The following is a 16,418-nucleotide window of genomic DNA, read 5'->3' on the forward strand; positions in this document are numbered from 1 at the left end:
AGCACATCGTAAAAGGACTGATTGATTTCAGGGCCTCAGTTCCAACCAAGCGCCTTTTTTCCAGCCTCAAGTGCAGTTATGATGCGGTCAACATCGTATATGTTCCCTCTCCAGGTGCCTCCACTGACGGATTGCAGCGCTGCCCACAAGCGTGTATCGTCCGGTAGTGCTTCATCAGGACGCATGTCTGGATGAAAAGATCTCTGTGCCAAGATGAGTGCCCCCTCTTCAGGAGAAACCTCCATCCCTTCTTTTCCGACAAAATTAACACTCCCGTCAAGTGTGCTCCGATCCACGACGATGTCAATCAGATCACCGTTGCGCAGCTTGCCAATCGGTCCGCCAGCCAGCGCTTCGGGGCCAACATGACCTATGCATGCACCTGTGGATACACCAGAGAAGCGGGCATCAGTAATGAGCGAAACATATTTTCCGAAAGACAGATGTTTGAGCGCAGAGGTAAGCTGATACGTTTCCTCCATCCCCGTACCGGATGGCCCACGTCCGAGGAGGACGATAATGTCACCGGCGAGGATTCCGCCTGTTTTGATCGCTCGAATCGCTTCACGTTCGGTAGTAAACACCTTGGCTGTCCCCCGGTGACGATATATGCCATTTTCATCGAGTACATCCGGGTCAATGGACGTTGATTTGATAACAGAGCCTTCCGGAGCAATATTGCCCGTTGGAAATGTGACGGTGGAGGAGATGCCCAGGCGCTGGGAGTGTTCTGCACTTATAATGACACGATCCGGATCGATGCCGTCCCTCTCCTGCAATTGTTTTCGCATAACCTGCCGGCGCTCCGATGACTCCCACCAATCCAGTACGTGAGCTAAAGATGTGCCGGTTACAGTCTTCACAGTCTCATCCAACAAACCAAGACGTCGGAGGTGAAGCATCACTTCTGGCACACCGCCAGCTTGAAACACCCGAATGGTTGGATAAAAGATAGGACCGTTCGGCAGCGCACTAACGAGTCTCGGGACAATTTTATTGACCTGAATCCAGTCCTGTACATTGGGCAGCGTTAGACCTGCCGCATGGGCAATGGCCGGGATATGAAGAAGCAGATTGGTAGATCCACCGAAGGCCGCATGTACAACCATGGCATTGCGAATCGATGCATCTGTGACAATGTCGGCCATTCTTATTCCTTGAGTCTCCATCTGAATCAGTGCACGTGAGGATTGACGTGCCATCTCGATCCAAATCGGTTGCCCCGAAGGTGCCAGAGCAGCATGAGGAACGGTCATGCCCATCGCCTCAGCTACAACCTGCGCGGTTGCCGCTGTCCCCAGAAACTGGCAGCCTCCACCTGGTGTCGCACAAGCGCGGCACCCTAACTCCGATGCCATTTCCAGGGAAAGCTCTCCATTCGAGTATCTTGCACCAATGGTCTGAATCTTGCCTGCATCTTCCCCATCTGTAGGCGGAAGAGTGACACCGCCGGGAACAATAACGCCTGGCAACTGCGGCATACCCGCGAGGGCAAGCATCATAGCGGGCAGTCCCTTGTCACATGTTGCAACACCAAGCACACCTTTGCGTGTGGGCAAAGAACGAATCAATCTGCGGAAAACCATCGCTGCATCGTTTCTGTAAGGTAACGAGTCGAACATGCCGGTTGTTCCTTGCGATCTGCCGTCACAGGGATCGCTGACATAACCGGCAAAAGGGATTCCGCCACGGCTGGATAATTCATCTGCCGCAGCTTTCATCAGGAGTCCCACCTCCCAGTGACCCGTATGATAACCAAGCGCAGTGGGACTACCGTCCTCGTTACGAATGCCGCCTTGTGTACTTAAGATCAGATACTGCTTTCCGTTTAATTCTCCAGGCTTCCAGCCCATGCCGACATTCTGGGACATACCAAACAAGTCGCCACTTGGTGCATTTCGCAGCAAATCATCGGTTAATGGCAGACGTCCTTCCACGCCGGGAGCATGGGCTTTGATCTCGAAGAGATCAGACTGCCTCTGTCCATGATCAGAAGTCCATTCCTTCGGATCAGCTACCTTATCCCCTGATTTAGACGCTTTGTTGCTCATATCAGGCGAATTTTCCCCCATAATGGATTGGATCTGTTCGTACATGATACCCTCCCCACAGTTTATGACTTCACGAAGATTGTTTTGATTGCGGTGAAAAATTCAATAGCTGCCTGTCCTTGCTCTCTGGAATGAGAACTGGACATTTTCATTCCGCCAAACGGAGCCTGCAGTTCTACACCAGCGGTTTCCGCATTAATTCTTACAAGTCCGGCATCCATATCCCGGATAAATGAAAGCATAGAACCCACATTTTGTGTATAGATCGAAGCACTCAATCCATAGTCACTATCATTGGCCAGTGCTATAGCTTCTTCAATGGATTCTACAGGCATCAAGGCCAGAACTGGGCCAAATATTTCTTCCCGAGCTATGGCCATATGCGGTTCGACACCTTCAAATACCGTCGGCTGTACATAAAATCCTTCTGCAAGCTCAGGACTGTCCGGTCTGTTTCCTCCAGCTAGCAGCACGGCACCTTCATCATGTCCCTTTTGAATGTAACTCAGCACGGTATTAAGTTGTGATTCACTAGCGCATGGACCCATCCAGCTGCCCGCAGACATACCATCGCCCAAACGAATTTCCTGGACCTGTGACAGGAGCTTTTCTTTGAAAGCATCATAAACTTTTCGTTCAATAATTACGCGGCTGGTAGCTGTACATTTCTGCCCCGTTGATTTCAGACCGCCGCTGATCGTTCCCTCCACAGCCAGATCTAAGTCAGCATCCGCTGCAATAATGACCGGATTTTTGCCACCCATCTCAAGCTGATACTTCGCTCCTCGAGCGAGTACCGCCGCACCGACACGTTTACCAACTTCGTTGGAACCCGTGAAGGTAATTCCGTTCACATCTGGATGTTCAGCCAGTGCAGAACCGATCACTGAGCCTTTGCCGCACACAAGATTGAGAACCCCAGCCGGGAGGCCTGCCTCTGCAAAACATTCTAATACCTTAGCCGCCGTGACTGCTGTTTCCTGAGCAGGTTTCAATACTACGGTGTTCCCGTAGATTAGCGCAGGAGCCGCTTTCCAGATCGGGATAGCTACCGGGAAGTTCCACGGCGCAATAACGCCAACAACACCTAAAGGTACACGCGTGGTGAACATCAAAGCTTCACTGTCTGTTGACGGAATAACATCACCCGTTTTACGCATGCCTTCACCTGCGTAATATCTTAAGATAGCGACGCCACGCATCGTTTCTCCTTTAGCTTCAGGGAAGGTTTTGCCCATTTCTCTCGTCATGGCTTCCGCTACCTCTTCGGCCCTGCGTTCCAGTATATTGGCTGCCTGAAAAAGATAATTACCTCGTTCTGCGCCAGTTAATTTCCGCCAAGTCTTCGCGGCTGCTTTAGCCGATGCTACAGCTTGATTTAGATCCTCAATGCCTGAGGCGGGTACATTGCCCACGACCTCTTTTCGATTTGCCGGATTGATACTGGGTTCAGTTTTGCCGCTTGAAGCCTTCACCCATTCTCCGTTAATAAAGTTGTTATAGGTCTGCTCTAATTGAAAAGCGCTCATCTTCTTCATCCTCTCTACATAAATCGTTTGGAAATTTAGATTGACTTTAGTTTGATATAACAGGATTAATGAGTGTGCCGATTCCGCTGATCGATATTTCAATGCGATCTCCTGGCTCCAATGTAAAATCATTCGGCGGTACAATATTGGTACCCGTCAGGAGTACGGTTCCGTCAAACAAATCATTGTCTCTTGCCAAAAAGGAAACCAAGTCATCCAGCTTACGATTTAAATCACGCGTACTGGCATCACTTCTCACAACGACCTCTCCATTGCGGTATATTTCGCAGACAATGTTAAGGTCATACGGATTCTTCACCGTTTCCGCCAGTCGAATTGCTGGTCCGATGGAGCAGGAATTGCGCCATATTTTGGCTTGTGGCAGATACAGTGGGTTTTCCCCTTCGATATCCCGGCAGCTCATATCATTGCCTGCAATGTATCCTACAATGCTGCCATCTGCGGCAAGTACGAGGCCAAGCTCAGGCTCTGGAATCTGCCATGTGGAATCGCTGCGGAGCGTGACTACTTCATTCGGTCCAATGGTACGTGCAGCTGTGGATTTGAAGAAGATCTCCGGACGTTCTGCATCATAAACCTTATCGTAAAAAGTAGTTGCATCCAGCTTGCCATCTGTTGCTTCGTAATTACGCGCTTCCCGGCTTCGCTGATAAGTCACACCTGCTGCCCAGACTTCCGGGGCTTCGATGGGATTAACAATATGCAGGCTTGTCCAATCATCTGTCAGTTTGTTTGTTGGTTTAAAAGCGCTTTCAACAAGTTGAACCGGCGTAACGCCTTGCTCCCTTGCTTGGTAGATCAAGGTCATGAAATCGGCCTGCGGCAAACGATAGGCTTGTTCATCATCCGTAACGGCTGCCAGCCACTTCTGTTCTCCATCCAGAAATCGAATAATTCGCATGTAAGCGTGCCCCCTGTTTCCCCTATCGGGTTGATAGTTATACATTAGCATCAGCAATGTCTCATGACGATGTTCTAATCACTCTGATGAGTTACCCTTTTCACGCATTGATTTTCTGTTAAGATGAGTTTATAAGTTAAACAGAATCGTTCCAAAAGGAGTTGAGCTGTTGTGACGAATCTTTCAGAAGCCATGTATTTAGGCCGTCTGCCCGATGTTCGTCTGTCGTTTCAATTAATGGGATTGCATGCCAGAAAAGCAGATTCGAACTGGACGTATCCATCCCATGAACATTCGATGTATGAAATTCACTGGATGATGGAGGGTCAGATGAGCATGGTGATCAATGGAAAGCTACATGAGCAGTCCAAGGGTGATCTTTTGTTCATTCGTCCGGGTATGACCCATTCCTGCATAGGAGCAGGGCCGGAAGGGTTTACTTATTTTTCGGTACACTTCAGCGTACATGATACTTCCTTCTGTCGGGAACTCAATCGCTGCAAAGATACCTATTATCCGGCGGATTCGAATCTGGCACTGGCAATATCCCCTATCCTCTCTACCTTATATGAGCTGTCCAAAGAGAATTTGTCTGATTCATTGTCCTCCTCCAAACAAATGAAGGTGCATGCCGCCGTATTTGAGCTGCTCGGTTCGCTGGTAGGACAATTATCGCAGAACGCATCCGTTACTCTATCCAGAAAAGAGACCATTGCCCATCAGATCGCTGAGCATATTGAGGATTCGGTACGATATATTCATTTACATAGTGAAATTCAGGATAATAACCGTACCTGGATTCAGGATATTGCGAAATCGTTAAGCTTGAGCACGTCACAGGTCAACCGGATTTTTCGAGAAGTATATGGTCAGGCACCGCGCAAATATTTATCGGAAACGTTACTGAATGAAGCGCAGCGGCTATTAAAACAAACCGATCTGAACGTGGATCACATTGCGATGATGCTCGGGTACAAAACCAATGCGCATTTCAGTCGTCAGTTCAAACGGTGGACAGGTATCGCACCAAGCGAATTTCGCACTCATGCCCAGCAGTGCGTTACGAATTATACACAAGATGGAGAACAAGTGTAAGGTTTCCGATAAAATACGATGGCAACATAAAAAGCAGCTCATAGATGAGTGGCCTCACCAGTGGCTGCTTGGTCTTTGCGCAGATGAAATCTGTATTTCATTTTATACCGTTTATGATGGGATGTTATGAAGGACTGAATTATTGCCAATTTTTATGGGTGCCTAAGTTAATCCAATATAAATGAAGCCAGGCTTGCGCTTCCCGTTCCACGGTATGTCAAATATAAGGCCTTCTTACCGTCAGGAATGTTTATTGCAGCCGTGTACGGTTTCCATTCATTGGTGAAGTGTACCGGGATTGTCCCCAGAACCGAACCGTCCCATGCGGTTTTCACCTCAAAGTGTCCGTTGCAGTATCCACGTACCTTGATTGTGACCTGGCTGATGCCGTTACAGTCGAAGTATTTAAAACCGGCTGTCGCTGATTCCGTCATATTGGCAATATATCCGGTTTCTTCATCGCCGTCTCGGCCATCCTGTGTGATTTTCGGGAAACGGCTATCCATCCAAGCACCCGCACCGAAACCACCGGTGTAGACTTGATCATCTTGGGTAAAAAGGTTGCATGCAATATAAGCGGGGTACTCCCCTTTACCTTGTAGTAATCTCTCATTCAGGCCCAATGAGGTCATTTCGACTTGAGGGATGGAACCGTCTTTTTCAATAGCAATCTTTTCTATACATCCCTGTCGGTTGAATGCATCTCCATTCGTATGCCTGTGGTAGAAAATATACCAGTCCGTGTTGATCTCAACGATGCTGCCGTGGTTGTTGCCTCCATAATACATCGGTTTGTCGGCTGGCTTGTACGTATCGATATGGAGATCACAGTTGCTCACAATGACGCCTCCGTACTTGAATCCTGTGGTTGGAGATATACTGGTTGCATAACAGAGTTCATGCATTACAACCGAGGAATACACCAGATAGTAGAGGTCTCCTCTTTTGCGTATTGAAGGGGCTTCAAAAAATTCATGTCCTTCATATCCGGTGCCCTCGCTATACGGTTGACTCGGTGCCACAATTACGGGTTCTTCCACAATCGTGAGCATGTCCGGACCGAGCACCGTTGCCATTGCGCCATGTCTGGAGCGGTCGCCCGGTCCACAGAAGCCGGTATACAGATAAGTAAACTCTCCTTCCGTCATCACGCCAGGGTCGAATTGAGGCTCATCCCCTTCTCGTTCGCCGAGCCGGGTGCCGTCTGTATATTTTACATATCCATAGAATTCATATTTACCTGCGGGTGTATCGCATACAGCAACCGAAACCACCGGCACTTTATCGAGTACATAATATAAATAATAGCGACCGTCTGACCCCGATGTTACATCGGGTGCATAAAGACACATATGACCGTCCGTGTTCAGCGGATCATCTGTTTTCTGATAAATAACACCCTCATTACGCCAATTCCCTAGGTCATCGACCGGAGCCGACCAGCATACATAATCATTCAGGCAAAAAACATGTCCGTTAAAGCGGTCATGTGATCCGTAGACATATACTCTGTCGTTAAACACGTAGGGCTCTCCGTCAGGGACGTATTCCCAGGATGGAAGATATGGATTGAAACCTTGTTTTTTCATTTTAAAAGCACCCCTTGTCAAAGTAATGTTGTATGAAGAAAGGTGAAGAATGAGGAATGAATACTATTTTTTATGTTGAATATGATGCTGCTCATCACAGTCCGTTTGTATTTGATATACCCGAAGGTCATGATTGCTGGCTGTTGGTCGTTACGCAGACTCCAGCACAGTTCTGGGTGAATGGTAAGCTGGAAGAATATCCGCCCCATTGTGCTGTTCTGTATCCGCCGTATCAGAAAATATACTACCGCGCTTGTTCAGAGCAATATATGAACGATTGGATTCGTTTTGCAAGTGATGAGCTGTATGTAACTGATACTTCTCTGCCGCTGGGCGAGCCTTTTCCATTAGATGACCACGAATATTGTCATAAGCTGTTTCAATTGCTTGTCGCGGAGCACTCCTTTCAGAAAGACTACCGGGAATCATCCATAGATTATTTGCTTCGAACGTTGTTTAACAAGTTGCTGGAATCTTGTGGCCAAGAGAACATTGGCCCGCATCACTATCCTCTGATGAAACTTCGAACAGCGATTCACAACGATCCGAGTCATTCATGGACGGTTACTAAAATGGCCGAAACGATGAATATCAGCTCAGGGTACTTACAGCTTATTTATAAAAAAGCCTTCGGATTGTCCTGTATGGACGATGTTATCCATAGCCGAATTCGATTGGCAAAAGAGAATCTTAGGCACCATCCATATACGGTTGCAGAGATTGCCGACAGGTGCGGATACCGTAATGTAGAGCATTTTTGCCGACAGTTCAAACAGATTACAGGTGTATCGCCTAAACAATTCAAGCAACAGCTCTGAGCATCTGCACCATTTGGAACAGCCTTTTCTATTTCGAAGATCATTTTTGTGGATTGGTAGCGCTCTCTTATATTAAAGATAGATGTTCAATCATATGGAATGCAATGACTTATCCTGACCCAAAATTGATTAATCCTCATATTGGACTTCACTATAGGGTTCTTGCCTAAATAATGTTAAAATAAATACCAAAAATATGATATTTTAAGGAGATATGACATGAACGAAAGACCTAATCAAGAAGAATATGCAGCTTATTACGAAGGATATATCCATCTTGTTCCCGAAGGAAATGTAGTTGAATTGTTGGAAAAGCAAGCTGAACGTGTAGAAAGCGCAATTCGCTCTTTATCGGAGGAACAAGCTAATTTCAGTTATGGTGAAGGGAAATGGAGTGTTAAAGAGGTTTTCGGCCATCTTATTGATAATGAGCGCATTATGAGCGGCCGTTTGCTTCGTATTGCCAGAGGGGATAATACTTCTCTTCCAGGGTACGATCAGGACATTTTTATGTCAGGTCATCCTTTTGAAACGTATACCGTGGTGGATCTGGCTGAAGAATATTCAGCGGTACGACACTCCACGCTTCTTCTACTTCGTCGTCTGAGTCCAGAAGCCATGATACGCAAAGGTTTGGTCAATGATCAAGTGGCTTCCGCCCGCTCCATTGCTTACGTGATTACCGGACATGAGCTGCATCACTTATCTATCCTTCGTGAGCGTTATAATGTCCAGATATAACGGGTGACGGCATTCAACACGAAATAATTTCGTAGGCTATTCCGGGTATAAAGGAAGCTCCATTACTACGGGTCAGACGAAGCGTATTATTAATCTCCGGGGGTGAAGTGAATTGAAAGGAACTCCAGCCTATTTGAGACAAATACAGCTGAAACGCAATCAAATTGCCGCTTACAATGAGTATCCTTTTGACTTGCCCGTCATCCGTAACCTGCACACGCTTGAGTTCCATCCTAAAGTGACATACATCGTTGGTGAAAACGGGATGGGCAAGTCTACGTTAATGGAGTCGATTGCTGTATCGTGGGGCTTCAATCCCGAAGGCGGCACCATGAACTTTACGTTTTCTACCCGAGCTACACATTCGAACTTGTATGAGCATATTCAATTAGTCAAAGGTACACGGCGTCCCAAGGACGGGTTCTTTTTCAGAGCCGAAAGTTATTATAATCTGGCAACAACCATTGATGAGTTGGATCGTGAGCCTTCATATGGCCCTCCAATTAAGGATTCGTATGGTGGGAAATCTCTGCATGAGCAATCTCATGGGGAGTCCTTTTTTTCGACATTTGTTCATCGGTTTGGGGGAAATGGTTTATACATTCTGGACGAGCCTGAGGCCGCGTTGTCGCCGCTTCGTCAGATGGCTATGCTTACCCGAATCCATGAACTCGTGCAACAAAACTCACAATTTATTATCGCTACCCATTCTCCCATTCTGATGGCATATCCCGATGCGCAGATTTTCAACCTGACATCGGAAGGCATTGAGATTCAGACCTTGGAAGAAACAGATCATTTCCTGATCATGAAGGAATTTTTAAATAACAAGGATAAGATGATACAGCAGTTGTTTGAAAATTCGAACGCAGACGATTAAGGACACCACCCCCTCTCTGGTCTGCTCCTGCAACTTGTCTTATCACTGACATTAAATAAAAAAAACAGCTAATCATAATCATTAGCTGTCTTTTTTATTTAATCATTCTGAAAGGTTTCATGTCATATTCCTTATTCGTTCTTAACTCTTGTAATAAAAATCCGGTATAGTTGTCCAGCGTCTTTTCAGTTCATGTGCGATAGCTTTCGGTTTGCGATCCCGTGTGAAAATTCCTTTTTTATTGCCTTGTACACGGATAATTCCCTGACTGGTCGCAAAATCAGCAAAGTTCCATACTTGTTCACCAACAAACTGTTCAAATTCATCGAATACCTCATGGTTCGCTCTGTAAAATTCTACTTGATATTCCTCCGTAAACATCACAGGTTCAACATCGTGTAATCCGGCAACCGTGTCTGCGCCGTATTCAGTCATCATGAAGGGTTTGTTCGGGCATCGCTTTAGCCAGCCATTGAATTCAGCGCGAAGCTTTTCCTTAGCTGAATCCAGATCTCCACCATCCACATACCATCCATAATATCGGTTGAAGGTGAGAATATCCAACAGCTCTGCAATCTGATCCTTTTCAGGGGAGGATTCCATTTGAGTAACAATGGTAACCGGGCGTTTCTGGGGATCTAACTTTCTCGTTAAATCAATTAACGGTTTAAAGTATTCATACGCACCTTCTTCCTCAGAGGCAGGCTCATTGGCTATATTCCACATGACCACACAGGGGTGATTTTTGTCCCGCTGGATGAGTTCCCGAATGACTTCCTGATGATGTTCAAACGTATCAAGCTCGTCCCATGTGTTCTTGAGCACACCTCCGCGATGTACAACCAGCATATTCAGATGCATGCCTACAGCTGCCACCTCATCAATAACAACAAATCCTTCGTGATCCGCCAGTCGCATGACTTCTTCAGAATATGGATAATGTGCAGTACGGAAGGAGTTGGCTCCCGACCATTTCATCAGATTAAAATCGAGTACATTGGCCGCTTCATTAAAACCTCTGCCATGTATTGTGGTATCCTCATGTTTGCCGTACCCTTTGAAATAAAAGGGTTTATCATTAATCAGGAACTTGCCTTCCTTCACTTCGACACTTCTCACCCCGAACGGCTGTTCATAAACATCTATGGTTTCCCCTTCGGTTTCCAGTTCTACACGCAACGTGTATAAGTAGGCATTCAGCGGCTCCCAGAGTCTAACATCTGATATGATCATTGTACCGGATTCGCCTTCGGATGCTGCAACCAAAGAGCCGGATTCATCGATAATTTTAGCTTTAACTGACGCAGATCCAATCACATCAATGGAATACTGAACCTGTCCATCCAATTCCGTTACGATCGTGACATCGTTAACATAGGTCGTTGGTGTTGTATATATTTTTACAGGGCGATGCAGACCGGCATAGTTGAAAAAATCAAAGTTCGGCAGATTGTGCACCGTTGTTTGTCCATTTGAATGTTCTTTCTCAATGATGGAACCAACGGGTAGTGTTGTTTCATCCACGATATTATTTACAGCAACGGTTAGGCGATTCTTTCCATTGTGCAGGTAACGGTTCATTTCAACTTCAAAAGGTAAAAAGCCGCCTTTGTGCTGGGCAACAAACTCCCCGTTCACATATACTTTGGCTAAATGAGTAACGGAGCCAAACCGTAATACAACTCTCTCTTCACTCATCACATTCGGCAGCGTGATCTCCCGCTCGTACCAGACCCAGCCCACATGGTCACGAATTTTGGCGCATACTCCGATATCGTTATATGAAGCTGGAACAGCCATGCGCATCGGATCTTGGAGTTTTTCCTTTTGCCAATTTTCCTGAAAGCTCTCTCCGGTATCCAGCTTGAAATTCCAGATTCCATTCAGATCGATTAGATTACGTGTCTCGGTCAATATAGGGTATAACATATGAACCTCTCCTTCATTCTCTATAAAATAGCTGCTTCCTATACCTCCTGCCTTGTACACGTTGTGAAACGGGTCTCGGGTATCAGTTCATTCGTTTTGCGTTGATATCGCTTACAAGTTGTGCTGTACGTTTCTTGTTTAATGGATACAGGAAAGCTATGCAGATAAATACGAGAAACAGGCCTATAGCTGGAACAAGCGTTGCCAAGAAATAAATACCTTCAAGTGTACGTGTTGTTTGCACATGCAGTGTAGCATTATACCCGACAGCCGCCATAGCTACCCCGCCAATACCTCCAGCAACGGCCTGCCCAACTTTACGCGAAAAGGAATAAATGGAATATATCGTTGCATCCTCTCGCAGTCCTGTGACATGTTCATGATAGTCAACCAGGTCTGTAATAAACGCCCAGCTGATCAGATTGAACAGACCGTATCCTAACAACCCAATGAACAGAATCGCCATGTATTGAACAGCCGAAAGGTTCGGTATGAGATATAACAGCAAGTAAACAAGCGTTGAGAGTAAAAAGCCTGCAGCGGCAACTTCTTTTTTCCCGAACTTTGCTACGAGTGGTTTGATTAACGGCATTCCGATAAAAATAGGCGCAGCTTGCACCAGACTGAACACACTAAGTAATTGCGCGTTACCAAAATAGTCCTTGAACAAATACGTATTAACCGTGCCAAGCAACATTAAATTGATTAAGAAAATGAGCGATCCGATCAGGAAGACGATGAGTGGTTTATTTTTCAAAAGTCCATAAAGTGTTTTTCTCAAGTTGGTGTTGGGTTTCTCATTCGCATCTGGGATAACACGTTCGAGCGATAATTTATAACACGCCATATAAGAAGCAATGGACAATATTCCAAAAATAACAGCTCCCAGTAAAAAACGGCTTGCACTCGCTTCGTTATTTACAAACAACAGCAATGGGCCCACCACGCCTACAAATAATTGCGCCAATGTTGCTCCCAGCGATCTCCATGTAGACAGCACGGTTCGTTCTACGGGGTCAGCAGTAATGACTGAAGCCATGGAACCGTAAGGAATGTTAACGGTGCTGTAAAGCGTTCCCCAAAGAATATAAGTAACATAAGCGTAGGCGAGATAAAATCCATCGGGCATCCCTGGAATGTAAACAAACATGAGTACCCCAGAGATTACAAGCGGAAATGACATGCGATAAATCCATGGTTTGAATTTACCATGTTTGCTTGCTTTACGCGTATCAACAAAACGTCCCCACGTGACATCGGCTACGGCATCCCACAAACGGGCTAACAGGAATAATCCTCCGACTGCTGCCGGGTTAATATGAAATACATCGGTGTAATAGACCATCAAAAATGAGCCAACCAAGGCAAAAAAGAAATCGTTTCCAAAATCACCAAACAAATAGCCGAATTTATCCTTATATCCGAAAGGACGCATAAAAATCCACCTCTTTATTCAAAAATTTGGAATAACTATTGTCTTATTTTATTACAAGATGATTCTGCTTTTTTTGATAACGCTCTCATATCAGGATGTAGCTGATCCGTATATTGCTTAAGTAGCTGATCCCCCTTAAACCCATGCTTGAAATCGATTTCATGACAAATTATAATCGGTATTGTGATGTTTCATATGGTAAGTTTCACATGTAAATAGGAATATTCACATGTGTTTTTCACTTCTTAGACTGGAACGGAGGCTTGGTGATGCATAACTTTTGTGATGAAAACGTTGAATATATATGTAATATGACACATCATTTATACAATGTACCCGTCTACTATTTGGATAACGAATACAAGCTAATCTATCAGGTCACCCCTGTGGATTTCCAGCATAACCCCTTACTTCCCTCTGACGATAAGATCATGACAGACCTGTTTTCCAGCATGCCACTCGAGCAACTTCCTGTCCTTCGAGAAACAATCTATTTGGAGAATTTTTTTGCAATACGTATTCGTGCAGATCATCAGTGGAAAGGAATCATCATTGTAGGCCCGGTTATTAATTTTAAAATGACAGAGGAAATCATTCGTGTTACTCTAAGTGATTTGTTAGCTAAGGTGGATCACCAGAAAGTGAAGATGTATTTCGACGGAGTCCCTGTGATGAGTACGTTTAAATTGATTAATCTTAGTATGATGATGTATTTCATGCTCTATCAGGAGAAGCTAACGCTGGACGAAATCTTAATGAAAAATGAGAATGAGCGTTGGAGAAAAACGCTGGAAATCGAGCAACCATATAAGCAAATCATAGACGACCGTCAAAATAATCTCATTCACACTGAAATTGATAAAGAGAAGAAAGTATTTGATTTCATTCGATTGGGTAGAACCGATAAGGTGCTGGAATCCTTTCATACGATTCATAAACAAGGCAAAAAAAGTGTGTTGTCCAAGACGAGTTATTTGCGTAGTCAACAGAATCTGGCGATCTCCCTTATCACGCTTGCGACAAGGTCAGCGGTAGAAGGTGGTGTTTTTCAAGAGATTGCTTATAATCTTAGTGATTTTTATATCCTCAAAATTGAGGATTTAACCAACAGCCAAGCGGTAGAGGATTTAATGGAGGTTGCTCTGCTTGATTTTGCGGAACGTGTGAAGCGTAGTAAAAAACACAAATACTCGAAACCGATTAACATCTGCCAAAACTATATCTTCAACCATTTAAATGAACGGATTACGATCGCACAACTGGCTAAAATCACTGCATTGAATCCGAATTATTTGTCCAATCTGTTCAAAAAAGAAGTAGGCATCTCCATTTCGCAGTTTATTTTGAAAACGAAAATTGAAGAAGCTCAACATTTGTTGACGTATTCTCACTATTCATTAGCGGAGATTTCTACTCTTTTGAACTTTTACGATCAGAGTTATTTTGCGAAAGTGTTTAAAACGTATACGGGATGTACTCCCAAACAATTTAAAGATCAAAGAAAACAAGATTAAATTAAATTAAATTTGGTCAGAAACAACAAAAAACCGCTGTAAAAGCGGCTGTTGAAAGCTTGTTTAGTAAATTTACATTCCGGTGTTCGAAAGTAGCCTGTGATTCGCATATGCCGCAGCACCGATCACGCCCGCTTGTCCGCCCAATTTGGCTTGCACGATGGTACAAGCTCCTGAAGAGAGCTTTAATGAATGATTATGAACGGTATTACGGACGGTGTTAAGGAGACGATCACCAGCTGCGGACATGCCGCCCCCTACGATAATTATTTCTGGGTTCAACATATTTATCACATTGGAAAGGCCGAAACCTAATATCTCTCCTGTTTCGTGCATGACTTCAACAGCAAGCGCGTCGCCAAGATCATACGCATTCGAGATCATATGAGCTGTGATTCTGGACACATCTCCTTCTACCCACTCCGTAATCATACTGGATCGGCCTGCCTCCAGCTTTTCCGTCAACGTTCGAACCATTCCAATGGCAGATGCGTATCTTCCAAGACAACCTGAACTCCCGCAACGACAAGGCCGACCTTCTCTATACATATTCATATGTCCAATTTCGCCTGCACTTGAGGTTGCTCCGTAGATTACCTTCCCGTCATTGATGATTCCAGAGCCTAGACCGGTTCCTAAGGTAATTAATACCAAGTTGCGGCAACCGACACCTGCACCAAACAGCCATTCACCATATAGATTAACGCGTACATCATTGTCGATAAAAACAGGGAAATCAAAATGTTTGTTCATATGATTCACTACATGGATATTCTCCCATTCGGGAAAATTAGGCGAAAATATAGATAAACCCGTTTGGGGATCTAATAAGCCAGGTATGCCTATACCCATACAATTTACCTCATCTGGATGGATTCCTTCGGCCAACATCATTTCTTGTGTTATCTTTGCCATTTTATTCAACACATGAGCAGGTCCTTTATCTGCTTCGGTTGCATCACTTCGCTCTTGAATTTTTTTGAATTCTGTATTAAAAACAGCGGATTTGATATTCGTACCGCCCAGATCTATTCCAATTATATATTTACTCATGTTAACATCCTGACTTTTAATGATATAGACACCTCAATATTAAACCACGAAACCGGGGGAAAATCTAAATTTACAGCGAATACAATGATAGCAGTGCTATTGCCGTGCCGGGTTCAGGAAATTTCACAAATCAGGACCACCCGTCCAACGGGTGGTTTGCTCTTGGGGTATAACCCCCTGATGCCAAACTGCGCCTAAAGACGCTAGCCTGACAGCAGGGACGTTCAGGCTCATTGTTATTTGTCTCTTTCACTTACCAGTTAAACTGGTTTACTTCTTTTTGCTCCGATTACTGCTGAATGGATCTTCGTATTCTTTTACACTCAGCTTATCTAACGCCTGATCATGCGCTTCTTGCTCACGAATATACTTTCTCACTGTTGCTTCATTTAGCCCCACTGTGCTCACGTAGTACCCTTCGACCCAAAATTTTCGATTTCCATATTTATACTTGAGCTGGGCATGCTTTTCGAAGATCATGAGCGAACTTTTCCCCTTTAGATATCCCATAAACGTGGAGACTGCAATTTTAGGTGGTATGGCTACCAGCATATGGACATGATCGGGCATCATGTGACCTTCTATAATTTCTACTCCTTTGTACTTGCACAATCGTTTGAAGATTTCAATTAAATCTCTTCTCACTTGATTATAAATTTCTTTCCGTCTATACTTCAGGGTGAACACAATGTGGTATTTGCACATCCACTTCGTGTGAGCTAGGCTGTAGCTCTTGGTTGCCATGAATGACCATTCCTTTCTTTTTGAGCCTGAACATCTCAATTGTATTGGAATGGTCATAATGGTCAAACCCTTCATCCCTCCACCCGCATAGCGGGTGGTTTTCGTATTATCAGGTTAG

Annotated in this window: 13 protein-coding genes; 5 read left to right on the forward strand and 8 right to left on the reverse strand. The window is 44.8% G+C overall.

The window, feature by feature from the left end; genetic code table 11:
* Positions 1 to 35 precede the first annotated feature (35 nt).
* Genes ACR8BL_RS01955 through ACR8BL_RS01965 form a run of 3 tightly spaced genes read right to left on the reverse strand, consistent with a single transcriptional unit; the run spans position 36 to position 4,502 of the window.
* A complete protein-coding gene (locus ACR8BL_RS01955) occupies positions 36 to 2,096 on the reverse strand; it encodes a YjhG/YagF family D-xylonate dehydratase (protein WP_434751050.1) in 2,061 nt (686 codons plus the stop codon).
* A gap of 17 nt (positions 2,097 to 2,113) precedes the next feature.
* Positions 2,114 to 3,580, reverse strand: a complete 1,467-nt coding sequence (gene gucD / locus ACR8BL_RS01960; protein WP_434751051.1) for an alpha-ketoglutaric semialdehyde dehydrogenase GucD — start codon at positions 3,578 to 3,580, stop codon at positions 2,114 to 2,116.
* A 46-nt stretch (positions 3,581 to 3,626) separates the two neighbouring features.
* Positions 3,627 to 4,502: a fumarylacetoacetate hydrolase family protein gene (locus ACR8BL_RS01965; protein WP_434751052.1), complete on the reverse strand. Its 876-nt coding sequence runs from the start codon at positions 4,500 to 4,502 to the stop codon at positions 3,627 to 3,629.
* Positions 4,503 to 4,673: 171 nt separating this feature from the next.
* On the opposite strand from ACR8BL_RS01965, the gene ACR8BL_RS01970 reads away from it, so the two are divergent.
* Positions 4,674 to 5,597: an AraC family transcriptional regulator gene (locus ACR8BL_RS01970; protein ID WP_434751053.1), complete on the forward strand. Its 924-nt coding sequence runs from the start codon at positions 4,674 to 4,676 to the stop codon at positions 5,595 to 5,597.
* A 167-nt stretch (positions 5,598 to 5,764) separates the two neighbouring features.
* Here the strand turns inward: ACR8BL_RS01970 and ACR8BL_RS01975 are convergent, their stop codons facing one another.
* A complete protein-coding gene (locus ACR8BL_RS01975; RefSeq protein ID WP_434751054.1) occupies positions 5,765 to 7,186 on the reverse strand; it encodes a family 43 glycosylhydrolase in 1,422 nt (473 codons plus the stop codon).
* Positions 7,187 to 7,242: 56 nt separating this feature from the next.
* On the opposite strand from ACR8BL_RS01975, the gene ACR8BL_RS01980 reads away from it, so the two are divergent.
* From ACR8BL_RS01980 to ACR8BL_RS01990, 3 genes are all read left to right on the forward strand, one after another.
* Entirely contained in the window at positions 7,243 to 8,004 is a 762-nt protein-coding gene (locus ACR8BL_RS01980) for a helix-turn-helix transcriptional regulator (protein WP_434751055.1), read from the forward strand.
* Positions 8,005 to 8,223: 219 nt separating this feature from the next.
* Complete coding sequence (locus tag ACR8BL_RS01985) at positions 8,224 to 8,745, forward strand: DinB family protein (RefSeq protein ID WP_434751056.1); 522 nt, start codon at positions 8,224 to 8,226, stop codon at positions 8,743 to 8,745.
* A gap of 133 nt (positions 8,746 to 8,878) precedes the next feature.
* Complete coding sequence (locus ACR8BL_RS01990) at positions 8,879 to 9,625, forward strand: AAA family ATPase (protein WP_434751057.1); 747 nt, start codon at positions 8,879 to 8,881, stop codon at positions 9,623 to 9,625.
* A 141-nt stretch (positions 9,626 to 9,766) separates the two neighbouring features.
* Here the strand turns inward: ACR8BL_RS01990 and uidA are convergent, their stop codons facing one another.
* Together uidA and ACR8BL_RS02000 are read right to left on the reverse strand one after the other, a co-directional pair.
* A complete protein-coding gene (gene uidA / locus ACR8BL_RS01995; protein ID WP_434751058.1) occupies positions 9,767 to 11,554 on the reverse strand; it encodes a beta-glucuronidase in 1,788 nt (595 codons plus the stop codon).
* An 82-nt stretch (positions 11,555 to 11,636) separates the two neighbouring features.
* Entirely contained in the window at positions 11,637 to 12,989 is a 1,353-nt protein-coding gene (locus ACR8BL_RS02000; RefSeq protein ID WP_434751059.1) for an MFS transporter, read from the reverse strand.
* A 311-nt stretch (positions 12,990 to 13,300) separates the two neighbouring features.
* Here ACR8BL_RS02000 and ACR8BL_RS02005 point away from each other — a divergent pair, with 311 nt between their 5' ends.
* Complete coding sequence (locus ACR8BL_RS02005; RefSeq protein ID WP_434751060.1) at positions 13,301 to 14,503, forward strand: AraC family transcriptional regulator; 1,203 nt, start codon at positions 13,301 to 13,303, stop codon at positions 14,501 to 14,503.
* Between the two features lie 72 nt (positions 14,504 to 14,575).
* Here ACR8BL_RS02005 and ACR8BL_RS02010 read toward each other — a convergent pair whose 3' ends face one another.
* Both ACR8BL_RS02010 and tnpA read right to left on the reverse strand, forming a co-directional pair.
* The gene (locus ACR8BL_RS02010) at positions 14,576 to 15,556 is read right to left on the reverse strand and encodes an ROK family protein (RefSeq protein WP_434751061.1); all 981 of its coding nucleotides are present in this window, start codon (positions 15,554 to 15,556) and stop codon (positions 14,576 to 14,578) included.
* A gap of 270 nt (positions 15,557 to 15,826) precedes the next feature.
* Positions 15,827 to 16,300, reverse strand: coding sequence for an IS200/IS605 family transposase (gene tnpA, locus ACR8BL_RS02015; protein WP_434751062.1), 474 nt, complete (start codon positions 16,298 to 16,300; stop codon positions 15,827 to 15,829).
* Positions 16,301 to 16,418 lie beyond the last annotated feature (118 nt).

This window comes from Paenibacillus amylolyticus (assembly GCF_051136285.1).
Taxonomy (GTDB): domain Bacteria; phylum Bacillota; class Bacilli; order Paenibacillales; family Paenibacillaceae; genus Paenibacillus; species Paenibacillus amylolyticus_F.